At 63.3% G+C, this 21,897-nt stretch carries 18 protein-coding genes; 3 read left to right on the forward strand and 15 right to left on the reverse strand.

Annotated elements, in window-relative coordinates; translation table 11 throughout:
• Positions 1-46: 46 nt before the first annotated feature.
• From ACZ445_RS09770 to ACZ445_RS09780, 3 genes are all read left to right on the forward strand, one after another.
• Positions 47-625 carry a GNAT family N-acetyltransferase gene (locus ACZ445_RS09770; RefSeq protein ID WP_464708239.1) on the forward strand — a complete coding sequence of 193 codons (579 nt, stop codon included), beginning with the start codon at positions 47-49 and terminating at the stop codon, positions 623-625.
• A gap of 12 nt (positions 626-637) precedes the next feature.
• Positions 638-1,270: a glutathione S-transferase gene (locus ACZ445_RS09775; RefSeq protein ID WP_058426853.1), complete on the forward strand. Its 633-nt coding sequence runs from the start codon at positions 638-640 to the stop codon at positions 1,268-1,270.
• Positions 1,271-1,434: 164 nt separating this feature from the next.
• Entirely contained in the window at positions 1,435-2,010 is a 576-nt protein-coding gene (locus ACZ445_RS09780) for a DUF4174 domain-containing protein (protein WP_058426852.1), read from the forward strand.
• A 26-nt stretch (positions 2,011-2,036) separates the two neighbouring features.
• Here the strand turns inward: ACZ445_RS09780 and ACZ445_RS09785 are convergent, their stop codons facing one another.
• The 15 genes from ACZ445_RS09785 to ACZ445_RS09855 form a co-directional block, all read right to left on the reverse strand.
• A complete protein-coding gene (locus ACZ445_RS09785; RefSeq protein WP_464708240.1) occupies positions 2,037-3,062 on the reverse strand; it encodes an acyltransferase family protein in 1,026 nt (341 codons plus the stop codon).
• A 62-nt stretch (positions 3,063-3,124) separates the two neighbouring features.
• On the reverse strand, positions 3,125-4,534 hold the full coding sequence (murJ, locus tag ACZ445_RS09790; RefSeq protein ID WP_058426850.1) for a murein biosynthesis integral membrane protein MurJ: 1,410 nt from the start codon (positions 4,532-4,534) through the stop codon (positions 3,125-3,127).
• Complete coding sequence (locus tag ACZ445_RS09795; protein WP_058426849.1) at positions 4,534-5,967, reverse strand: O-antigen ligase family protein; 1,434 nt, start codon at positions 5,965-5,967, stop codon at positions 4,534-4,536. The genes murJ and ACZ445_RS09795 overlap by 1 nt, the downstream gene beginning before the upstream one ends.
• A complete protein-coding gene (locus tag ACZ445_RS09800; RefSeq protein ID WP_464708241.1) occupies positions 5,964-7,067 on the reverse strand; it encodes a glycosyltransferase family 4 protein in 1,104 nt (367 codons plus the stop codon). Before ACZ445_RS09800 ends, ACZ445_RS09795 begins: the two co-directional genes overlap by 4 nt.
• Positions 7,058-8,275 carry a glycosyltransferase family 4 protein gene (locus ACZ445_RS09805; protein WP_058426847.1) on the reverse strand — a complete coding sequence of 406 codons (1,218 nt, stop codon included), beginning with the start codon at positions 8,273-8,275 and terminating at the stop codon, positions 7,058-7,060. Before ACZ445_RS09805 ends, ACZ445_RS09800 begins: the two co-directional genes overlap by 10 nt.
• 8 nt (positions 8,276-8,283) lie before the next feature.
• Entirely contained in the window at positions 8,284-9,612 is a 1,329-nt protein-coding gene (locus tag ACZ445_RS09810) for a GH39 family glycosyl hydrolase (RefSeq protein ID WP_058426846.1), read from the reverse strand.
• On the reverse strand, positions 9,602-10,792 hold the full coding sequence (locus ACZ445_RS09815) for a glycosyltransferase (protein ID WP_058426845.1): 1,191 nt from the start codon (positions 10,790-10,792) through the stop codon (positions 9,602-9,604). The genes ACZ445_RS09810 and ACZ445_RS09815 overlap by 11 nt, the downstream gene beginning before the upstream one ends.
• Entirely contained in the window at positions 10,792-12,783 is a 1,992-nt protein-coding gene (locus tag ACZ445_RS09820; RefSeq protein ID WP_464708242.1) for a GumC family protein, read from the reverse strand. The genes ACZ445_RS09815 and ACZ445_RS09820 overlap by 1 nt, the downstream gene beginning before the upstream one ends.
• A 15-nt stretch (positions 12,784-12,798) precedes the next feature.
• Entirely contained in the window at positions 12,799-13,575 is a 777-nt protein-coding gene (locus tag ACZ445_RS09825; protein WP_058426843.1) for a polysaccharide biosynthesis/export family protein, read from the reverse strand.
• 29 nt (positions 13,576-13,604) lie between these two features.
• Complete coding sequence (locus ACZ445_RS09830) at positions 13,605-14,516, reverse strand: glycosyltransferase family 2 protein (RefSeq protein ID WP_058426842.1); 912 nt, start codon at positions 14,514-14,516, stop codon at positions 13,605-13,607.
• A gap of 1 nt (position 14,517) precedes the next feature.
• Positions 14,518-15,978 carry a mannose-1-phosphate guanylyltransferase/mannose-6-phosphate isomerase gene (locus ACZ445_RS09835; protein WP_464708243.1) on the reverse strand — a complete coding sequence of 487 codons (1,461 nt, stop codon included), beginning with the start codon at positions 15,976-15,978 and terminating at the stop codon, positions 14,518-14,520.
• Positions 15,978-17,417, reverse strand: coding sequence for an undecaprenyl-phosphate glucose phosphotransferase (locus ACZ445_RS09840; protein WP_058426840.1), 1,440 nt, complete (start codon positions 17,415-17,417; stop codon positions 15,978-15,980). Before ACZ445_RS09840 ends, ACZ445_RS09835 begins: the two co-directional genes overlap by 1 nt.
• Before the next feature lie 431 nt (positions 17,418-17,848).
• On the reverse strand, positions 17,849-20,332 hold the full coding sequence (locus ACZ445_RS09845) for a TonB-dependent siderophore receptor (protein WP_464708244.1): 2,484 nt from the start codon (positions 20,330-20,332) through the stop codon (positions 17,849-17,851).
• 106 nt (positions 20,333-20,438) lie between these two features.
• Positions 20,439-21,389 (reverse strand): FecR domain-containing protein, encoded by a 951-nt coding sequence (locus tag ACZ445_RS09850; RefSeq protein ID WP_058426838.1) that lies wholly within the window; start codon positions 21,387-21,389, stop codon positions 20,439-20,441.
• Entirely contained in the window at positions 21,376-21,891 is a 516-nt protein-coding gene (locus tag ACZ445_RS09855; protein ID WP_058426837.1) for a sigma-70 family RNA polymerase sigma factor, read from the reverse strand. Before ACZ445_RS09855 ends, ACZ445_RS09850 begins: the two co-directional genes overlap by 14 nt.
• Between the last annotated feature and the right edge of the window lie 6 nt (positions 21,892-21,897).

Consider the following 21,897-nt stretch of genomic DNA (forward strand, 5'->3'; position numbering starts at 1 on the left):
AGCCTGCACTCTTGGTCACTGACGACCACCCTACGGCGCAGCCCCCATGACCGAACTTACCCTGACCGGCACCACGGTCGAACTCTTGCCCTTGCAACGGGCACACAAGGCCGCCTTGCTTGAGGCCGCCGCCGATGGCGAATTGTGGAACCTCAAGGTCACCAACGTGCTGGGCCCGGACACGGTCGACCAGTACATCGACACCGCCCTGGCCGGGCGCGATGCCGGTAGCGTGATCCCGTTCACCCTGGTGCGCCGAGACACCGGCCAGGTGGTCGGTAGCACACGGTTCTGGAAGGTCGACCGGGTCAATCGCAAACTGGAAATCGGTCACACCTGGTTGGCGCTGTCCACCCAGAAAAGCGCCATCAACACTGAAGCCAAACTATTGCTGCTGACCTATGCGTTCGAAGTGCTCGATTGCGTGCGTGTGCAATTCACCACCGATGAACTCAACGAAAAGTCCCGCGCCGCGATCCTGCGCCTTGGCGCCGTGCAGGAAGGCATCGTGCGCCACGAACGCATCATGCCCGACGGACGCAAGCGCAACTCGGTGCGCTTCAGCATCATCGATTCGGAATGGCCGCAGGTAAAAGCCAACCTGCAGGCCAAACTGCAACGCTAGGAGGACAGGCCCATGTACACGCTCTACGGCATCGACGAATCCGGCTCCTGCATGATCGAAATCGCCCTGCAGCGCTGTGCGGTGCCGTGGCGCCGGGTCGACGCAGCCTCCTGGGCGGAGGGTGAGGGCAGTGAGGAGTTGGCCCGCATCAACCCGCTCAAACAAGTCCCGACCCTGGTTACCCCCGATGGCCAGGTGCTGACGGAAAGCGCAGCGATCCTGATCCACCTGGGCCTGGAATTCCCCGCTTCCCACCTGTTGGCCGGCAACCGCGCGCAGATCATTCGCGGCCTGGTGTATATCGCCGCCAATTGCTACTCGGCCATCGGCATCATCGACTACCCGCAACGCTGGCTCGGCAACGTCAACGAAAGCGTGCAGGCCCAGCTTGTCACGGGCACCCGACGCTACCTGCACCAGGCCTGGGTGCTGTTTGCCGATCAGTTTGCCGAGCAGTTGTTTGGCCCGGACAACATCCCGAATGCCCTGGGCTTGATGGCGGCCGCCGTGTCGCGCTGGGACGAAGCACGGGACGCGTTGAACGGCCTCGCGCCAGGCTTTGCCCAGAGTTTGGCGCAGGTGGACGCCGACCCCATCGTCGCGCCCGTATTTGCTCGGCATTGGCCGCAGTGGAAGGTCTCATGATGTTTCCGCAATCAGTGGAAACAATGACAGTCGCAGCCACCAAACCCTTGCGTAGCGGGCGTCCTGACCTACGCTTTCTTAAAGTGATGTAGGAATCATCCTTGAATTTGACTGTCGCAGACATGAAACTCAAGAACCCTGCATGGAATTCAAAGGAGGTGCGCATGCTCATCCGGTCGCTGACCCTGGCTACCTTGATGGCTTTTACGGGGCCGCTGTTGGCTGCTGATGATATCAACCCGCTCAAGCAGGACTTGGGCAAGGCCCGACCGCTGGTGGTGGTGGAGCTTGATTCCGGCAACGCCACGTTGGCCGAGCTGAAGAAACAGCTGGACGAGCCTGCGACCAAGCAGTCCTTTGAAGAACGCAGCATGGTGTTCTACACCGTGAAGTTCGGCAGCATCGGTGCCGAAGGCGAGAAGTTCGCCAAGGACCCCAAGGACAGCAAGAAACTCACCCCGCCGGAAACCAACGCGCTGATCCGTGCCCTCAAGCTGGGCGCCGGCAGCGGCACCAAAGTGATCCTGGTGGGCAAGGACGGTGAGAAGAAACTCGAGAAGACCGTACCGCCGGATACCCTCGACCTGAAAGCATTCTTCAGCGCCATCGACCAGATGCCGATGGCCGAGAAAGAAGCCGCCGCCGCTCCGGAGCCTGAACCCGCGGCCCCGACGCCAGCCAAGGGCGCCAAACCTGCCAAGCATGGCAGCAAGCCCGCACCGCAACAGCTGGATGACTGAACCCAAGACCCTGTAGGCGTGAGTGCCTACAGGTTTTTTTGTGGTTTGCGCACCGGAAACGGAAAGTAGAAAAACCGCAAAAACGCCACCCGCTTGATCACTTCCCCGATCAACAACGGCACCACCACCGCCACCACAAACCCCACGCAGGCCGCGACAAACGCGGGCAGCCCCAGGCGCTCCAGCAGGTCGAAGGTCTTGTGCTGGATCTCGCCGTGGAAGATCAGCAGGATCAAGGTGTTCTGACCGATGTAGGTCATGGCCCGCGTGACCCAGGTCGACACCATCAGCACCCGCGACAGCGCCCAGCAGGCGTACACGCCGATCACGGCCGGCAGGGTGGTCCAGAACCAGTGGTCGTAGCGTCGCTGCGCCAGGTCCATGGTGTCCCAGGTGAAGGTGAACACGGCCACGAACAATGCAATCGAAATCAACAGTGTCAACCAGGAGCCCGCGTGAGTGCGCAGCCAGTCACGCAGCAGGTAGCCGACAATGAAATACGTGCTGCTGATCAAGGTGATATCCAGGCTGAATGGCAGGCCCGGCAGCACCCAGGTATGCCCGGCGAACGTGACTGGCAACTGCCAGAACCACGGCAGCATCCAGGCGCCCACAATCAACTGCAACGTCACCAGCGCGCAACTGAGCAACAGCGACAGCTTAAGGCGCTGGATCACACGCAGCATCACCCAACTGAACAGGATCGCCACCCAGAAGTGCGGCAGAAACCACAGCGCCTGCCACGGAATGGTATCCACCGAGGCGTACAGCACACCGCCGATATCCGGCAACAGCGGCTGGCCACGCAGAATGCTGCGCACGATCACATAGGTGAGCATGGTGAAGAAAAACGGTTTGAGCAGGCCATCGGCCTTGCGTATCGCCATCTCCACGAACGGCTGCTCGGGCTTGAAGAACACGCCCGATAGAAAAAAGAACAGCGGCAAGATGAACGACGCCAGCACCGGGTACAGCAAGTCCGGCGACGTGGCGACGAACCAACTGTGGGCAAACACGATCACCAGGATGCCGATGCCTTTGGCAATGTCCATTTGAATCCAACGATGCTTCACCTGATCACCCTCCCTCTAAAAAACCGCGCCCACAGAAAACCTCACGCCTTGCGCCACGGCTTCAGCCACAGCCCCATCCCCAGCAACACCGCCGCGCCCGCCAGGGTGCTCAGCCCCAGTTGCAGCCACACACCCTCGACCCGAAACAGCGCCAACGCCGCCACGCCCATCAGCACGGCACTGAGTAACCAATGCCGCGCCCAGGGCAGCGCGCCGAGCAACGCCTGGCGCTGCATCAGCAGTAACGCGGTGCAGAGCACTCCGGCCAGCGCAGCCAGCGGAATCCCGGCCAGGCCGAACACAAACGGCAGCACGCCCAACAACAGCACATTGACCAGGCTGCCGAGCAGTTCACACCGCAATGGCTGGCGTGTATCGCCCGCAGCGTAGGCGTAGCGCGCGAGCAAGGCGTTCCAGGCGCCGAACACCAACGGCACGGCAAACCAGGCCAGCAGCAGCGGCAACGGCGAGTCCAGCGATTGCTTGGGCAGCAGCAACGCCACCAGGCTTGGCGCCGCCGCCACCAGGCCGACCCCGGCGGGCAAGGTCAGCACGCTGGCGGTTTCCAGGCCACGCTTGAGCAGGGCCAGGCGCTCGTCGCCCTGGCGCCGACTCATCATGCCCAGCAACACCTGGTTGAGGCTCATCAGGGCAATCAGCGGCAGGTTCATCAGCTTGCGGGCCAGGTTGACCCAGGTCACCGCGCCTTCGCCCAGCAGGGACGCCACCAGCCGTTCGATCAAGGCCAGGCCCTGGCTGGCGCCGTTGCTCAACAGCAGCGGACCGATGCGTTGGCCCAACTCCCGCAGTGGCGCCCACGACCGTTGCCAATGCCACGGCCGCCAGCCCTGGCGCCACATCGACGGCAGCAACGCCAACGGCATCAACAGGCTGCCGGCCAGGCAGGCAAGGGCCAATGAGTGAGGTTGAGTGGCGGTGCCGGCGACGGCGAGGTAGGTCACCGGGGGCAGGTTGAACAGCAGCGAGCCCAGGCCCGCCAGTACAAAGCGCTCGCTGGCTTGCAACGGAATGCTGAACAGCGCATGCAGCATCAGCCCCGGCACGCACCAGGCGACAATCTGCAAGTTGCTGCTGGCAAGTGCCGTGGCACTGGCCGCCAGGCCCGGCCCGAGCAGTTGCACCAGCCACGGTGCCAACCAGGTCAGCAGCAGGCTGGTGACCAGCGCGATCAACAGCAACGCCGGAAACAGTACCGCCAGCCAGCCCTGCCGCTCGTCGTCCTTGCGCGCCAAGTACAGCGGCAGTGCCGCTGCACTCAGCACACCGCCGGCCAACGACATGCGCAGCGCCTCCGGCAAGAACAGCGCGATCAGGAACGCATCACTGCGCTCGCCGGCGCCCCACGCCGCCACCAGCAACCATTCGCGGGCAAAACCCAGGCACAGACCGAGTAGCGTCGCCAGCGTCAGCCATGCGGCAGAGCCCAGCATCAGGGCCGTACGCCATCGGGCAGCGATTTGCGTTGCACTACGCTTTTCACCTGCGGCAGGCGCGCCGGAAACAGACGCCGCGCTTCCAGCACATTAATGCCCACCATCAGCCAGAACAGCGCGACCATCACCACGGCAAAGCTGAAGTAGTGGTCAAACAGGCCGCTGACCAGTGCCGAGAGAATCCCGGCGGTGCTGCCCAGCCACAGCGCGTTGTCCTTGGTCAGGCGGATCGGGCCGCTTTCCGGGCGCGCTTCACGCCACCAGCGTACGGTCACCGCCACGAAGAGCAGCATGCCGACAATGCCGGTCTTGTAGATGAAGTTCAGCCACAGGTTGGAGATGCCCAGCAAGTGCGTGTCGGGTACGGGCGGGTCGACCTTGAAGCCGATACCGAACGGATACGCCGCCACCGCCTGCGGAAACATGCGGTACTCGTCGAAACGCACTTCGGTACTGGCGTTGCTCGACGAAAAAATCGTCGCCAGGCGCTCCTGCAACGGCGGATACGCGATCACTAGCGCCACCGTCAGCGCCGCGCCGATCATCAGCAGGCGTCCGGTGTACGGCACTCGGCGCGTGGCCATCCACAGCAGCACCAACGCCAGGCTGACCATCGCGCCACGGCTACTGGCCAGCAGCAAGGCGGCGGCGCCCAGGCACGCCACGCCCAGGCCCAGCGCGCGTTTCCAGCCTTGCTCGGTCATGCCGAAGCAGAACGCCAGGGGCAGCAGCAACGCCATGATCCCGCCGATGGCATTCGGGTGCATCCACGGCGAGCCCATGCGTGACGACATCGCCTCCAGGCCGAATTTGAGCATGTCGAAGTTGCCGTAGTTGAACAGCGCCAGCACCGGTGCAATGCCGGCCCCGGAGCGTGTGCGCACGAACACCGCAATCGACAGCACCAGCATCGCCAGGCTGCCCAGCAGCAGGGCGATCACCAGGGATTCGCGGTGCTTGCGGTCCACCAGCAACTTGGCGCAGAGGAACACCGCCGACAGGCTCAGCAACCAGCGCAGCCAGTTGGCCACGCCGCTGGTGTCGGCGTGAATGGTGACCTGGCCAACGATGAACGGGAACACGCTGAACAGCATCAGCCACAACAGCATCTGATCGGTGGGTCGGCGGGTGAGGCTGGGCGTATCCGTCAGGCGCGACAGGAAGTTGTGCCACAGCACCGCGCCCCAGGTCAGCGCCAGGATCGCTTCGCTGACGGTACTGCGAATGCCCAGGTTGATCGTGGAGTACGGCATGAACGTGGCGACCAGGGCGAACAGCACCAGGCCCCAGAACGGAAAGCGCAGGATGGTCACCGCACCGGCCAGGCCGATCACGGCGAGGAACGCCTTGGCCGGCGACAGCAGCAGGGCAATGGCACCAAACAGCAGGCCGAAGAGTATGGCGACGAGGCTGGGCAGGTTTACGTTCACTTCAGCTCCTCGATCAGTTCGGCCAGGCGCCGGCGATAGGCGCGATGGTTAAAGCGTTCCGCCCACTGTCGGCATTGTTCGGGCGATTCTTCGGCGGACGGCTCGCCGAGGCTGATCATCAACTGCGTCAGCCCCGGGCCATCGGTGGGTGAGAAACGCGGTGCCGACGGCGGGGTGATTTCATCCAGCGACGTACCGCTGGCCACCGCCACCGGCGTGCCGACGCTCAGGGCTTCGATCACCGGCAGGCCAAAACCTTCGGCATAAGACGGTTGCCACAGGCGCGACGCCTGGCGGTACAACGCGTGCAATTCGGCATCCGACACACCGCTGAGTGCACGAATCCCAGGCAGGCTGCGCTGGGCTTCAGGCAAATGATCTAGGCTGCCCACCAGCACCAACTCCGGCACGCTGGGGGACTGGCGCCGCGCCTGCTGCCAGGCCTCCACCAGGAACGGCGCGTTCTTGCGCAGCTCACGGGTGCCTACCAGCAACCAATAGCGCTCGGGCAATTGGCGCGGGCTGAGGTCCGCCGCCAGTTCGATGAAGCCATCCACCTGATTGGGCAGCACACGAATCTTGCCTGCCGCTTTGGGAAACAACCGCGCGGTTTCATCGGCGCTGTACTGCGACGGTGTCCACACCCGGTCGGCGCTGTGCACCGCGTAGGTAATCGACAGGCGATCGCTGGTCTTGTAGACCAACGCCTTCAGGCGGTTGGCGTGGTAGTTGTTGAGCGTGATCTGGAACAGGTCATGCAACAGCACCACGGTGCGCAGGCCCTTGGGTTTGGGCGGCAACGGCAGGCCCATGTTGAAGGTGCTGATGTACAGGTCGATATGGTGCTCGCGCAACGCCCGTGGCAGAAACCCGGCTTCGAAGCGCAGGCGATTCTGCGGCTGGTGCATGGCGGTCTTGGCACAGCCCCAGGCCGGGCAGTGGGCCTGCAAGCGGGTTTCATCGCCCAGGGGCGCCACGGTAAACCGCTCAAGCTCGATGCCGGGCAGGCCGCGCAGGGCGCTTTCCAGTGCATACACCTGGCGGCTGATGCCCGATTGCGGCGAGGTGCCGACGGTGCGGTAATCCAGGCCTACACGCATGCGGGCTCCTTTTGATTCTGGGGCGAAAGGGTCATGTAGACCTTTTCCAGCTGGCTGGCGGCAACGCTCCAGTCATGGGCGCGACGCACATAGGCGCGGCCGGCTTCTCCCATGGGCGCGGCGGCGTCGGGGAATTGCAGCAGGCGCACCACGGCATCCGCCAGGCTCGCAGCGGTTTGCCCGCCGAGGTAATCCAGGCCTTCCACCAGGTCCAACCCCGACACGCCTTGCTCGGTACTCGCCAGCGGCAAGCCGGCGGCCAAGGCTTCCAGCACCTTGAGCTTGGAGCCGCCGCCATGGCGCAACGGCGCCAGGAACACCGAGCAGCTCGATTGCAGGCTCAGCAGATTGGGCACAAAACCCTGCCACTCGATACGCGGGTCCGGCCAGCGTGCGCGCCAGCTATCGGGCATGCCGAAGCCGCACACGCTCATGCGCGCGTCGGGGCAACGCTCCCAGACCATGGGCAGGATTTCATCCAGGGCCCATTCGATGGCGTCCACGTTGGGCGCGTATTCGTAGTTGCCGAGGAACAACACGCGGCGCGTGGTTGGGTCGGGGTGGGCGGCGGCGAAGTGATCGCAGTCCACGCCATTGACCACCACCGACACCGGTTTGCCAGCGATTTTTTCCAGTACCTGCGCATCGCTGTCGGTCACCGCGACCACCTGGGCGGCCTGGCGCATCACGCGGCGCTCCCAGCGGGCGTAGCGCCATTGATCGTAGCGAATGAACGGCAGCGACCAGCCTGGCAAACGGTCATACGTGGCGGCGCCAAGGGCCGATTCAACGTTGTGTTCCGTCAGCACAAAGGGTTGGGCCTTGCGCGCCAGCACCTCTTCATACGGCTGGAAGCTGTAGCTATGTTCGATTTGCACCACGTCCCAATGCTCACCCAACAGCCAATTGAAGGTGTCCTGCAAATCACCGGACAAACCATTCACGCTGGCCAACAGCGGGTAGGGCGCAAACAGCCCGGCCAACAGGGTCGTCACGCTGCGCAGAGGGCGGCGCGGCAGGATGATCAGTTGTTCGAGAAACGCTTCCAGCACCTGGCGGTCGCTGAGCGACACCGGGTGTTTGTCATGCAGCAGCAGGGTGATCCGGTGCCCGCGCGCGGCGAGGTTGCGCAGCAGATGGAACTGGCGCGTCTTGCCGCCGCTGGTGGCGGGCCAGGGTGAATAGGGCAGGATCCATAAAATACGCATCGCAGGCCTCAGTCCCATAACAGAATTTGCAGGTTCGACTTGACCGGCACGGTCAGGCCGCTGGTGCCGCTTACCGGGGTTTGTGTGCCGCGCAGCGGGTCGTACAGGGTGGCGCTGGCCAGGCCCGGCAAGTGTGCGTTGCCGCCCTGGGCCGACCAGAAGAACCACAGCTTGCGCCCGTCGGCGCGGGTCCAGCCGATGCTGAACAGGCCGTCGGGCAACTGGTCAGCAACCGGCGGATCGCCCGGCGTGAGCGTCGGCCCGCTGACGTCGAGGAAGTTCTTCAAGGCGGTGTAGACGGGCTTGGGGTTGGTGTCGATATCCAGCAAGCCGTAGGAGCGGTCACGCACGCTGGCGCGCTGGTCGAGGTCGCTCAGGGTGAACAGGAAGATCTTGTCGAAATCCATCGCACTCATCAGCGCCAGGCGGCGGACCACGTAGTCGGCCTGTGCCTGGAGGGTGATGATGTCCTGGGCGTCCTTGGGCCCCTTGTAGGTTGACCAGCCCCACTCGGTGCTCCACAGCGTGTTCACGCCGCCATTGCGCAGGGCCTGGTTGAGTTGGGTGGTCTTGGCGATGAAGTCGAGGTTGGCCGGGTCGTTGCCTTCGGGCAATTGGGTGTAGGGGTGATAGGAGATGACTGTATTGAGGCTGGCCACGCCGAGTGCGCCCAAGGCGTCGAACATGGTCTGGCCATTGGGCATTTCGCTGAAGAACGCCATGCCGGCGGCCACTACTGGTTTGCTCGGGTTCACGGCGCGCAAGGCGTTGGTGGTGACGCTCAACAGATTCGCGTACCCGGCAGGGTCTGCCGCCGGGCGCCAGAAGCCGATCAGGTTCGGTTCGTTCCAGACTTGCCAGGCCTCGACGCTGGGGTAGCGTTGGGCCAGCATGGCCATGCGGTTGGCAAACACATTGGAGTCTTTCGGCGGGTACTGGTCCGGGTACAACGACAGCGGCGGGGCGCTGCTGATAAAACGCGCCGACCCCACCAGGTAAAACAACGACTTGATCTGGTTCTGCTGCAGCTTGCCCACCAGCTCATCGAGGGTGGCGAGCTTGTATTGGTTCTGCGCGGTTTCCAGCTGATCCCAGTGCAGATCCAGGCGCACCCACTCCAGGCCCAGGGCCTTGAGGCGGTCGATCTGCTTCTGGTAGCGCTCGGGGCTGAACCACAGGAACTGCGCATTCACCCCCAGGAAATCTTTCCAGACCACCTCCTTGCTGCTCTTGAGCACATGGCTTTCGGCATCCGCCTGGCGTCCCCACAAGAATGCGGTCAGGCCCAGGGCGGCGACCACCGCGAGGGTGGCGAGGTAGGTGCGTTTACGCGCCATAAGGGGCTCCGCTGATGGCCTGCTCGAAGAGCTGCTTGAATTTCTGCGCGGTCAACGGCCACAACCGTTCGCGGCCGATTTCGCCGGCGCGTTCGGCCCAATCCCGGGCCAGCAGCGGTGTACGTGCCAGCCGCAGCAGTTGTTCGCCGAGCGCGGCCACATCACCCTCGGGGTAGATCGCACCGTTACCGCTGGCGACTTCCTCGGCAAATGCACGCGCATCGGAGGTGATCGCGCCGCGTCCGCAGGCGGTGGCCCAAGACAACGCGCCACTGGTGCCGCGCTGGCGCCCCAACAGGCCGAGTTTTTTCGATTCACGGTAGGGCAGCACCATCACGTGGTGCGCCTGGATGGTCTGGGCGATTTCATCCGCCGGCAGGTTCAGGCGCCAGTCGATGGCGTCGGTCAGGCCCAGCGCCGCGATCTGTGCGTTCAATTGCTCCAGGTAATTGCCGCCTGCGCCAAACGCCATCTCCGCAGCAGTGCCACCGGCCAGGGTCAGGCGCACGCGGTCGCGCAATTCGGGGGCGTGCTTGAACACATCCGCCAGGGCCTGCACCAGGTCTTCAATGCCTTTGCCCCGGTAGATAAACCCGAAGTACAGCAGGCGCAGCGTGTCGAGGGCTGGCAACGGTGCCGGTGGGATCGGCAGGTTGGCATGGTTGATCACCGCCACTTTGCCGGACGGCAGTTGCATGCGCTGGCTCAGGCAGTCAGCACCCAGGCGGGTAAGGGTCACCAGCCGGGTCAGCCCTTTGGCGACCTGGCGTTCTTCACGCAGGGTCAGTGGGTCGGCCAACACCACGGCAGCCTGCGGCAGTGGGCTGGGCAAACGTTCCATCAGGTTCAAGGGGAAGGGCAGGTGCTCACGGCGCCACACGATGCGTTCCGGGTCATGCACGGTCGCGGTCAGCGGCAACCGGGGGTAAGCCTTGCGCAGTTCACGCAAGGCCAGGAATTCCCCCAGGCGCCCACCGCCCAGTTCGGCGTGCACCAGGTCCACGGACTGCCAGTCGAATGCACCGATGGCCTGCTTGATCGCTTCGCTGTTGCCCGCGACGCCGGTCAACGGTGTCAGCACCGTCACACCGAGGTGTTCCAAGGCCGTGCGGAAATGGTTCGCGTAGTCGGCGATCCCGTTTTTCTCCGGCGGCAAGGGCGCGAGCAGGGCTATCCGCATCAGAACGCTCCCCGGTACTTGCCGATGGTGCGCAGCACTTTGCTCGGCACTTCAAACTTGCGACGGTTGATGATGATGCCGTCCACCTTGCCGAACGCGGTGTTGAGGATCGACAGCGCATGCTCCACCACCGGCACGGTACTTTTGCGCGCTTCCACCACCAGCCCGATCAGGTCGGCGCGACGCAGGTCGACGAACGCCTCGCGGTTGTCCAGCAAGGCCGAAGCATCCAGCAGCACCACCTCACCCGGCGCAGCGGTTTCCAGGCCGCCGACGCGCACGTTGATGCCGTTTTCACTGAGCAATTGGCGCAGTTGCTCAACCACAAAGGTCACCCCTTCGCCGTGACGCGCCGAGGTCAGGCCCAGGGTCACGCCCTGTTCGGCAATGCGCTCGGGCTGCAGCAGGCTGTACAAACGGTAGATGCTCGCATTGAACGCGTTGGTGCTTTGTGCGGTAGAGGTGTCCAGCTCCGGCAGGGTGGTCCACAGCGGCAGGCCGAACTTGCGCTCCACCAGGCCACCGTCGTGAATCCGCTGGTCGAGCAGGTAGCACAGGTAGATCACCAGCAGGCCGACCACGATGGCGAACGGGATCGCCAACACCAGCATCACCAGGGTTTTCGGGAAGATGCGGCCCGGGTTCAGGGTGGCTTCTTCGATCACGGCGATGTTGCTGATCTGGCTGTTGTCCAGCTCACGGTCGATGCGCGATTTTTCCAGGTTATCCACGTACAGCGCGTAGTTGCGCTCGGTGGTGTTCAGCTCGCGGGAAAGGCGAGCCAGCTCCGGCTCGATCTCCAGGGCCTGCTTGCGTTGCTCTTCCAGGTTCAACAGTTGTTTCTGTTGTTGCACCAACTGGGTACGCAGCGCCACGTTGTTGCTGGTTTCATCCAGCAACACGCGCTGCAAGTGAATTTCCAGGGTGTTCGGCGCACGGTTCTCCGAGGCTTGCACCGTGTTGCTCTCGCTGTTGACCTGCATCTGCATGGCCCGGATCGACGCGTCCAGGGCTTTGACCGGCGGCGCATTGTCGGTATAGGTGCGCATCATGTCGGCCTTTTCCAGCAGCTTCTGGTTGAGCAGGCGACGCAAATCCTGCTGCTGCGGGTTCAGGGCGATCTGGCGTACGGTGGTGACTTCCTTGGGCTGGCCTTTGAGCTGGGTGCGCGTGCTCTGGATCGCGCTGTCGGACGAGGCGATCAGCCGCGTCGTGTTGAAGGTCTCGCCGCGCAGTACGTTGATGCGCTCGGACAAATCTTCCAGGCGGTCAGTGATGCTCGCCGCGCCGATCTCGTTCAGGTGCGTGAGAATCTGCTCCTTATAGCTCTTGATCTCGGTGGCGCTGTTGGCCACCTGACCTTCATAGAACGCGTACAGGCTCTTGCGCCCCAGGGCCTCGGTGCGTTCGTTGATGTAGGTCTCGACCCAATCCTTGACCACTGCCTGTGCGATTTCCGGGTCGCCCCACTTGAAGCTGATGTCCATCACCGTGGAACCGGCGGCGTGGCTGACTTCGAAGTTCTTCTCCACGCTGGCGGCCAGGCGTTCCACCGGCGTGGTTTTTTCCACGACACCGACGGTTTCCAGCACCACGCGCAGGCCATCGAACACCGCGCCCACGCCGCTCTTGACGTAGTACTTGGTGCGCTTCCAGAAACCTTCCGGCGGCGGCGCGTTCTCGATCACTTCCAGGTAGTGCTCGGCCACCGCACGCACGATCGGCCGGCCGGTGAGCAGGCGCTCTTCGTCGACAATCGGGTCGCGCTGGGTGCTGGGCATCACCAGCGCCTGGCGGTTGCTGATCTCGATGGGCAAGGTCGAATCACGCCCCGGCTTGACCAGCAGGCGCGCGGTGGACTCGTACTTGGCCGGCAGCAGGAACGCCCCCAGCAGGATGATCACCAGCGCCGCAATCGCCGCCAGTTTGAACTCATGCCGGAAGATGAAGAACAAGCGCAGAAGATCACGAAAAGAACGGATCTCGATCATTGGGATGTCGCTCCTTTAGTTGTTGCCGCCGCTGGTTCGGGTGTAGTTGTAGCCAACCCCGATCGACTTGGTGAACGGGATCAGTTGGTTCATGTAGGTATCCACCCCTTGGATGCGCTCGCCCACGTTGGACTTGGGCACGAACACCACGTCGCCGCGTTGCAGGCGCACGGGTTTGCGCCCGTTGGGGCCGGTCTTGAGCAGTTGGCTGAAGTCCAGGAAGTACGCGCGATAGGCACCCTGGGCGTCTTCGCGCAGCAGGGCGACCATGCTGGCGTTGCCCGCCGGGCTGACCCCGCCGGCCCCGATGATGGCTTGTTCCAGGGTGTTGGCCGTGGCGATCTGCACCGCCGTCGGGTTGTTCACCGCGCCGCCGACGATGATCGAGCCGCTCGGTGCCTGGTTGATGTTCACCGTCACGCGCGGTTCGCGGTAGATGGGCGCGAGCTTGCCGGTCAACTCCGTGGCCAGCTCCGACGGCTGGCGACCGGCGACCTGCACCGGCCCCAGGAACGGGTAGTTGATCTTGCCGTCGGTCTGCACCGTGTACAGCGTCAGCTCATAGATGGTGCTGACGTTGAACGCCGACAGTGTCGGCATCTCGCCGGCATCGCGCACGATGCGCAACTGGTCGCCGATGCGGATGCGTTCCACCGCCGGCGGCAATTGCGCCAACTGGTCGAGGGCGCGCTTGCCGGCCTCGACGGTGTCACTGTCCGGCGCGACGATGCGTGCCGGCGTGTTGCAGGCGGCCAGGGCCATCATGGCCACGACGAGCAGGGTTCGTTTCATCAAGGGGGACTTCCTGTAGGTCATGATGCTCACCTCCAATAACCGGGAAACATGCTGATGCGCCGCTTGAGGGCGAGGGGGAGGCGGCGCTCCAGTTGGCCCAGCCGGTAGCCGAGCAGTTTGAACGCGCTGCGCACCAGTACTTCGGGAACACGGTGCAGGGCACCGGCCTTGCGCAAGGCCGCCAGTTCAGCCAGCACGTAGCGTTTGCCTTCGCCCCCTGCGTCGCCAAAGGCCTGCCGGATCCACGGCTCGCGGCCGTAGAACACGCCGATGTCGAAGTAACGGTGAAACTCATCCATGAGTTTGTAATCGTGGGAGTGATGCACCAGCGCGGTGGCGGCATAGCGCACCTTGTAGCCATCGAGCAGCATGCGCGCCGCCACATAGGCGTCCTCGCTACCGATCACATCGGCCGGGAAACCGCCCACCGCCTCCAGCACGCTGCGCCGGTACACGGAAAACGAGTCGGAACTGAAGCAGGTCTTGATCCCCAGCTCCGGCGCATCGGCCAGGCTTTTGCTGCGGCTGAGTTCCGGGTAGTTGAAGTGCCGCGACTGCGCACCCAGTACTCCGGCGTCTGGATGCGGCAACTGGCGACCGTAGGCCACGCCGTTGAGCGGGTCCTGTTGCAGTTCGGCGAGCAGGTTGGCGAAGGTTTCCGGGGTGGCGGGGATCGCGTCCTGGGTCATCACGATCAGCGCGTCGCCGCCCACCTGTTCGCTGGCCCAGCGCCGGGTGCCGCCGTGGTTGAAGTCACGCGCGTCGATCACCTCGACCCGCGCCCCGAATTCGCGAAAGCGCGCCACGGTGTCATCGTTGGAGGCGCTGTCCACCACCAGCATCTCGTCAGGTTGCAGGGTTTGCATCTTCAGTGCCGGCAGCAGGCGGCCCAGATGGCTGGACGCGTTACGGGTCGGGATGATCAGTGAGGTGAGCATGTCATTTCTTCACTTCTGCGGGCGCGCGCCCGTAGATGTCGTCGAAGCGCACGATGTCGTCCTCGCCCAGGTACTCGCCGCTCTGCACCTCGATCATCACCAGGTCGATGATGCCGGGGTTGGTCAGGCGGTGTTTGTGCCCGGCGGGGATGTAGGTGGACTCGTTGGCGTTGATCAGGAATTCGCGCTCGCCGTTGGTGATCTGCGCCGCACCGCTGACCACTACCCAGTGTTCGCTGCGGTGGTGATGCATCTGCAACGACAGCGACGCCTGAGGCTTGACCACGATGCGCTTGATCTTGAAGCGGCTGCTTTCCTCCAGCACGGTGTAGGTGCCCCACGGCCGGGTGACGGTGCGGTGCAGGCTGTACGCCGGGTGGTTCTGGCGCTTGAGCTCGGCGACGATGTAGCGCACGTCCTGGCTGCGCTGGGCGTCGGCGATCAGCAGGGCGTCGGGGGTGTCGACGATGATCAGGTCGCGCACGCCCACGGCGCCGAGTACGCGCTTGGGCGAGTCGATGTAGCAGTTGTGCACGTCATGCAGAATCGCTTCGCCATTGACCTGGTTGCCATGGGCGTCGCTGGGGGTGAGCTGGCGCAGGGCTTCCCACGAGCCGATGTCGCTCCAGCCGATGTCGCAGGGCACCACGGCGACTTGCCTGGATTTCTCCATCAGCGCCACGTCGATGGACACATCCGGCGCGCTGCCGAAGGCGTCCGCGTCCAGCTCACGCTGGCGTGAGGTCTTGTTCTGCAGGTGCTGGCTGTGCTCCAGCGCGGCGCGGGCAGCGTCCAGTACGTCCGGTGCATGGGCGGCGAGTTCGTCCATCAGGGTGCTGGCCTTGAAGCAGAACATGCCGGCGTTCCACAGGTGTTTGCCGCCGTCGAGGTAGCCTTGGGCGGTGGCCAGGTCGGGTTTCTCCACGAAGCGCTTGACCCGGTAGCCGGTGCCCAGCGCCTCGCCCTGTTCGATGTAGCCAAAGCCGGTTTCCGGATGATCCGGCTGAATGCCGAAGGTCACCAGGTAGCCGGCTTCGGCCAGGTCGCGGGCCTGGGTCACGGCCTCGGCGAACGCCACTTCATTGAGGATCAGGTGGTCGGCGGGCATCACCAGCAACTGCGCGTCACCGCCGAAATGTTCCTGCACATGCAACGCCGCCACGGCAATCGCCGCCGCCGTGTTGCGGCCGAACGGCTCTAGCAGCAGATCCAGGGGCAGATGGGCCTTGTTGACCAGGCGGTAGTCATCCAGGGTGCGGAACAGCAGGTCGCGGTTGGTCACCGTCAACACGCTTTCCACACCCGGCAGCTTGGCCGCGCGCTGGAAGGTTTTCTGCAGCAGGCTCTGGCCGTCGCGCATGCGCATGAACGGCTTGGGCATGTTCTGCCGGGACACCGGCCACAGCCGCGTGCCCGAACCACCGGAAATGATGCAGGGAATTAATCCGTTGAGTGTGTTCATCAATAGACTTCCTTGGTGGAAAGGACGGCCGGGACCGTCATGAAGACGATGTACAGGTCAAACCACACCGACCACTTGGAGATGTACTCCAGGTCGTACTCGACCCGTTTCTGGATCTTGAACAGGGTGTCGGTCTCACCCCGATAGCCGTTGATCTGCGCCCAGCCGGTGATGCCTGGCTTGACCCGGTGCCGCGAGCTGTATTCGCTGACCGCCACTTCAAACGGAATGCCCGCGGCCTTGGTCGCGGTAGCATGCGGGCGCGGGCCGACCATGGACATGTTGCCCAGCAGCACGTTGAACAGTTGCGGCAGCTCGTCAATGCTGGTCTTGCGGATGATGCGGCCGACGCGGGTGATGCGTGGGTCTTTGCGGGTGGTCTGGCGTTCGGCGGTGAAGTCGCTCTGGTCGGTGTACATCGAGCGGAACTTGAACACGCGGATTTCGTTGTCGTTGTAGCCATAGCGGTTCTGGCGGAACAGCACCGGGCCTTTGGAATCGAGCTTGATCGCAATCGCCGTCATTAGCATCACGGGTGACAGGCATACCAGCGCCAGGCTGGCCAGCAGCAAGTCTTCGCAGCGCTTGATTACCGGCGACCAGCCGCGCAGCGGCAACTGCGAGGTGTTGAACATCAGGATGCCGCCCACGTCGGTAATCTTGCTGTGGCCGTAACGCAGGGCGGCCATGTCCGGCACCAGCATCACGTTCACCGACAGCTGCCGCAGGCGGTTGACCAAACCATGGATGCGCTGCTCGGCGGCCCAGGGCAGGCAGATCATCACCTGGTTGACCTGTTCGGCGCGGATCAGCTTTTCCAGGTCGCGGGTGTTGCCCAGCAAGGGCAGGTTGCTCAGTTCCTTGGGAATGCGCTCGGTACGGTCGTCGATGAAACCGACCAGGCCGGAACGGATGTCACCGTTGCGCAGCAGGTGATCGGCGACATGTACGGCGGTGTCGGTAAAACCCAGGATCACCGTGCGTTGCAGGAATTTGCCGGCACGCATCAGCTTGCGATACAGACGCAGCATCAGCAGACGCTCCAGGCAAAACAGCCCCAAGCTGGCGACGTACCAGACCGCCAGGTTGCGCGGGGTCAATTGCGGGAAGAACTGCAGGATCTGGTACATGAACAGCAGGATGCAAAAGGCTGCCGTCCAAGCCTTGATCTTGGTTTTCAGGCGCAGGCGATTGCTGAACAGTTCTTCGGAATAGATGCCCAGGGCCTGGAACAGAATAATGGTGAGGACCGCAAAAAATACCAGCAGGCCCAGGAAGTGGGCGCGCAGCTCAGGGGCCATCGGGTCGAGGAAAAGCACCAGGACCAGGGGGGGCAGAATGGCCGTCAGGCCATGGACCAACTTGACGAAAACAACAAAGAACTCAACAAAACCGGCGCGCGTTAAGAACAGGCTGTCGACGGACGACTTCTCTCGCATACAAACATCCCTCATTGCACTCCAGCCTTCACTGTTCGACAGTTTGTTCAATAAGCGGTGGCTTGCTTTAGAACTAGGGTCGAACGACTACGCTGGGTAATACGCAACTAGCCATTCCAAATGCAGCTATCCATTTGATTGGGTTTTGCGGGGTAGTGACTAAAGGAGTGTTCCTTTGATGTGTATTTAGTCAACGAATTGACAGTGGTGCGGAGGTGGCATGCTAGACAGGTTAATCAGTCTTTTTTGCGGCATTTTATTGACATTCCTTGTCTGAACACTCGGTGATTGGGTGTGTTTTTGAGTGTAGGAACAAATGTCAGATTTTTCCTGCTAAAAGGAAAAACCTTTTTCAATGCGAGGTAGGAAAGGGGGACAAAGAGGGAGGGGCAGGGCGTACTAAGTGCCCTGCCGCCGGGGCTTTCATCGGCTCAGAAGTTGCCTTTCAAACTCACGGTAAAATTGCGCGGTTCACCGTAGAAGTTACCCCAGGAGGCGGTGCCGACCGTGTTGTAATAACTTTTATCGAACAAGTTGTTGCCGTTGAGTGCCACGGTCCAGGTGTCATCGAGGCGGTACGCCACGCGTGCGTTCCAGGTGGCGTAACCGGCCTGCTCCAGCTTGATGTTCTGTACACGGTAGTTGCTGCTCTGGGCGTTGACGCCGGTGCCCACGCTCCATTTCGACAGCGCGCCGTCGAGCTGGTAGTCACCCCACACGCGCAGCATGTGCCGAGGGACATAGGTGTTGGAGACGCCGCCTTCTTTTGTGCTGTCAATGGTGTTCAGGGATTGGGTCTGGGTGTAGGTATAGCCGCCGAACAGTTGCAGGCGCTCGAGCACTTCGCCGCTGATTTCGGCCTCCACGCCTTGGGCGCGCACCTTGCCTTTGTCGGTGTAGCAATAGCCATCGGCGGAGGTCGGGCAGAAGCTGTTGTAGTCGGTTTCGGCGCCGTTTTTCTCGATGGCGCGGAACAATGCCAGGGAACTGTTGAGGCGCCCATCGAACCATTCGCCCTTGATACCCAGCTCGTAGTTGTCGCCGATTTTCGGCTTGAGCGCCGCGCCATCGGCCGTAGCGTATGAGCTTTGCGGCTGGAAGATATCGGCGTAGCTGGCGTACACCGAGAGGTGCTCGTTGAGGTCGTAGATCAGTGCGGCGAACGGCGTGACTTCGCCGGTTTCCCTGGTGTGCGCATCTTGCAGGGACCACTCGCCCCAGCCCAGGTTATAGGACTCGCGACGGTTGTCGTACCAGCTCACGCGGCTGCCGACGATCAACATCAACGGCTCGGCCAGGCGCAGGCGCAAGGTGGCATAAGTACCGTATTGGGTGGCGGTTTCCTTGACCGTGCCGCCACGGTACATGTTCGGCCAGAAAGTGTTGTTGGCCGGTTCCGGGAAGTGGTGGTCGGGCTGGTAGATGCTCTGGCGCCTGGGCAGGTTCTGGATCGCGTAGACGTCGTCCTGGGTGCCACGGCTGCCGTTGGCGCCGAGGATCAGTTCGTGTTCCAGGCCGAAGGCTTCGAACTTGCCGTCGATATAGGCATCGAGGCCGTAGTCCCTGTGGTCGTAGTCCATCAGCGCCGCATAGGAGTTGGCCGTCGGCGCCGGGTCGCCATAGTTGATGGTGCCTTCGCTGGCGGCGTATTTGGTGTCTTGCAGGTTGCGGCTGTGCACTGCCGAGACCTTGAGTTTCCAGTCATCGCTGAAGTGGTGGGTGACGTCGGCAAAGAACGTGGTGCGCCGGCTTTGCCAGTCGTTCCAGGATTGGCCCAGGCAGGTCGAGCGACTGAGGTTGGCGCTTTTGCCGTCGGCGTAGCGCGGCAGTCCACCCCAGCACGGGGAGGCGTCGACATCTTCGTAGCTGGCGCCGACGCCCAGGGTGGTGTCGGGTGTGAGGTCGAAATCCAGTGCACCGTAGAACGCCTGGTCCTTGCGCTTGGCGATGTCCATGTAGGACCCGCGATCCTGCTGGCTCACCGCCGCGCGGCCACGCAGCGTGCCGCTGTCATTCAGTGGGCCGCCGGTGTCGAGATCGGCGCGGTAGTTGTCCCAGGTGCCGGCCGACAGCGACAGGCTTGTGGTGGGCTTGGCCTGCGGGCGCTTGCGCACAAAGTTCACCGCGCCGCTGGCGGTGCCGGCCCCCTTGAGCATGCCGGCGGCGCCCTTGAGCACTTCCACCCGGTCATAAATTGCCATGTTCGCACTGAAGCTGTCGGCCTGGACGTAGTCCTTGCCCATGTCCAGGGGCACGCCGTCGTACTGGTACTGGCCGAGCATCTTGAAACCACGGGAGTAGAAATACTTGCCACCCATGGGCGACTCGTAGGAGGTGATGCCGGGCGTGCGCTCCATCACGTCGTCGATGGTGGTGACGTTCTGGTCGTCCATGAATTGGCGGGTCATCACACTCACCGATTGCGGGGTTTCCCGCAGGCTGTGTTCGCCCTTGCCGATGGTGACCGCACCGGTGGTGTATGACCCGGTGCCCTCGGTGGTGGCGCCCAGCCGTTCGCCGTTGATAAGGGTAGCGCCCAGGTTCAGCGCGCCGGTGTCGGCCAATTGCGGCAATAGCATCCAGGTGCTGTTGCCCTGGCGCTGGGCTTGCAGGCCCTGGCCGCGCAGCAATTGTTCGAGCGCTTGCTGAGGGTCAATACGGCCGCTCAAGCCCGGGCTGCTCTTGCCGGCGACGCTGGTGGCGTCGTACGACAGGCTGATGCCGGCCTGGCGCGCGAACTGATCCAATGCAGTGGCGAGGGCGCCGGCAGCGATGTTCCAGTCACGGGCCTGGGTGTCGCTGGCCGGTGTCTCGGCCATCACGGACAGGGGTAGGGCACTGCTCAGGCAGACGCCGAGCAAGGCCGCCTGCACGGCGCGCTTGAGGGGTGAACGTTGGGAGGGGAACGCTTGCATGACCGCGGGGTGCTCCTGAAGGAAGTGGACAGAACCGGCCTGTTGATCGGCCTTTCCTTACAGGTCGAGCGGCAATGAGAATTCACCTCATTTATTTTTTGAAAGGTTACGCGCGCGCGGAAACCGTCACCCAATAGCGGCTGCGGTACGTGACATCAAGCTTGAGTGATTGCGCGACCAGGCTCAGCACCTGATCGGTGTCGTCCAGTTGATAAGTCCCCGACACCCGCAGCCCGGCCACCGCCTCGCTGCAACGCACCAGGCCGTTGCGATAGCGCGCCAGTTCGCCAAGGAAGTCGTCCAGTCGCATCGCGTGTGCGCTGATCACGCCGTCGCTCCAGGCCCAGGGGTCCAGGCCGTTGCCGACCACCGGGCGAATGCCGCTGCGGTTGAACAGCACCTGCTCGCCGGGCTTGAGTACCTGGCGGGCGTTGGTCGCATGGCTGTCGGCAAACACCGCCACCGCGCCCTGTTGCACCGCCAACCGTGTGCCCTGGGTTTCTTCGCATACCAGCAGGCGTGTGCCAAGGGTGCGCAGGTAGCCGTCGCGGGTCTGCACCCAGAACGGTCGGTGGTCGGTACCGGTGTTGACCAGTATTTCACCTTGGCGCAGGTGCACCAGGCGTCGCTCTTTATCGAAGGCTGTGTCGATGGCGCTGGCGCTGTTCAACTGGATCCGGCTGCCATCGTCCAGCGCCACCCAGCGCCGCTCGCCCGTGGTCGTACGATAGTCGGCCATCAGTGCGGGCAGTGGCGTGTAGTCGCGGCCCAGCCAGGTCAAGCCGGCGGCACCCGCAACCAGGCCGAGCAGTTTCAAGCCCTCGCGACGGGAGATACGTTGACGCGCCCCGTGCAGGGCATGCCGACCGACCTGGGCCGGCAGTTGGCCGAAGTCGTCATTCATCGCGGCCACCTGCTGCCACACCTGTTGGTTTTCGGCGCTGGCGTGCAGCCAGTGTTCGAACGCGGCGGTGTCGGCATCGTCGGCTACATTGAAGCGCAGCTTGATTATCCACTGGATGGCCTGGTCCACCAGGCGCGGGTCAGCCTTCGGCATAACGCAACCGGTAACAGGCGTGCAGCGCTTTGGACAAATCACGCTCCACCGTGGCCTTGGACACACCCAGGCGCAGGGCGATCTGCACACAGGTCAGGCCGTCCAGTTGCGCCAGCAGGAAGGCTTCGCGCACCCGCGGCTTGAGCTGGTCGAGCAAACGGTCGATGCGTTCCAGGCTATCGAGAATGAGCAGGCGGGTTTCTTCCGACGGCACTTCGAGTTGCGGAAAATGCGCGAGGCTTTCCAGGTAGGCGCGCTCCAGTTCGCGGCGGCGGTACTGGTCGATCATCAGGCTGCGGGCGATGCTGCTCAGGTAGGCGCGCGGCTGCTGCAAGGTTTGCTGCTTGCGCGCGTTGAGCAGGCGTACGAAGGTTTCCTGGGCCAGGTCGGCAGCGTGTTCACGGCAACCGGTGCGCCGGCTCAACCAGCCGCGCAGCCAGGAATGATGGGCGTGGTAAAGCTGGCCGATGGCGGCGTGGTCCAGTGGGTGATCGCTCGACATGGGCAT

Source organism: Pseudomonas allii, from assembly GCF_055380095.1.

What these genes read in the sequence shown, in the direction of transcription:
- ACZ445_RS09770 (WP_464708239.1), top strand. Translation starts at nt 47, where the DNA reads ATGACCGAACTTACCCTGACCGGCACCACGGTCGAACTCTTGCCCTTG.
- ACZ445_RS09840 (WP_058426840.1), bottom strand. Translation starts at nt 17,417, where the DNA reads ATGCGAGAGAAGTCGTCCGTCGACAGCCTGTTCTTAACGCGCGCCGGT.
- ACZ445_RS09775 (WP_058426853.1), top strand. Translation starts at nt 638, where the DNA reads ATGTACACGCTCTACGGCATCGACGAATCCGGCTCCTGCATGATCGAA.
- ACZ445_RS09835 (WP_464708243.1), bottom strand. Translation starts at nt 15,978, where the DNA reads ATGAACACACTCAACGGATTAATTCCCTGCATCATTTCCGGTGGTTCG.
- ACZ445_RS09800 (WP_464708241.1), bottom strand. Translation starts at nt 7,067, where the DNA reads ATGCGTGTAGGCCTGGATTACCGCACCGTCGGCACCTCGCCGCAATCG.
- ACZ445_RS09785 (WP_464708240.1), bottom strand. Translation starts at nt 3,062, where the DNA reads ATGGACATTGCCAAAGGCATCGGCATCCTGGTGATCGTGTTTGCCCAC.
- ACZ445_RS09815 (WP_058426845.1), bottom strand. Translation starts at nt 10,792, where the DNA reads ATGCGGATAGCCCTGCTCGCGCCCTTGCCGCCGGAGAAAAACGGGATC.
- ACZ445_RS09855 (WP_058426837.1), bottom strand. Translation starts at nt 21,891, where the DNA reads ATGTCGAGCGATCACCCACTGGACCACGCCGCCATCGGCCAGCTTTAC.
- ACZ445_RS09810 (WP_058426846.1), bottom strand. Translation starts at nt 9,612, where the DNA reads ATGGCGCGTAAACGCACCTACCTCGCCACCCTCGCGGTGGTCGCCGCC.
- ACZ445_RS09780 (WP_058426852.1), top strand. Translation starts at nt 1,435, where the DNA reads ATGCTCATCCGGTCGCTGACCCTGGCTACCTTGATGGCTTTTACGGGG.
- ACZ445_RS09845 (WP_464708244.1), bottom strand. Translation starts at nt 20,332, where the DNA reads ATGCAAGCGTTCCCCTCCCAACGTTCACCCCTCAAGCGCGCCGTGCAG.
- ACZ445_RS09805 (WP_058426847.1), bottom strand. Translation starts at nt 8,275, where the DNA reads ATGCGTATTTTATGGATCCTGCCCTATTCACCCTGGCCCGCCACCAGC.
- murJ (WP_058426850.1), bottom strand. Translation starts at nt 4,534, where the DNA reads ATGCTGGGCTCTGCCGCATGGCTGACGCTGGCGACGCTACTCGGTCTG.
- ACZ445_RS09825 (WP_058426843.1), bottom strand. Translation starts at nt 13,575, where the DNA reads ATGAAACGAACCCTGCTCGTCGTGGCCATGATGGCCCTGGCCGCCTGC.
- ACZ445_RS09820 (WP_464708242.1), bottom strand. Translation starts at nt 12,783, where the DNA reads ATGATCGAGATCCGTTCTTTTCGTGATCTTCTGCGCTTGTTCTTCATC.
- ACZ445_RS09830 (WP_058426842.1), bottom strand. Translation starts at nt 14,516, where the DNA reads ATGCTCACCTCACTGATCATCCCGACCCGTAACGCGTCCAGCCATCTG.
- ACZ445_RS09850 (WP_058426838.1), bottom strand. Translation starts at nt 21,389, where the DNA reads ATGCCGAAGGCTGACCCGCGCCTGGTGGACCAGGCCATCCAGTGGATA.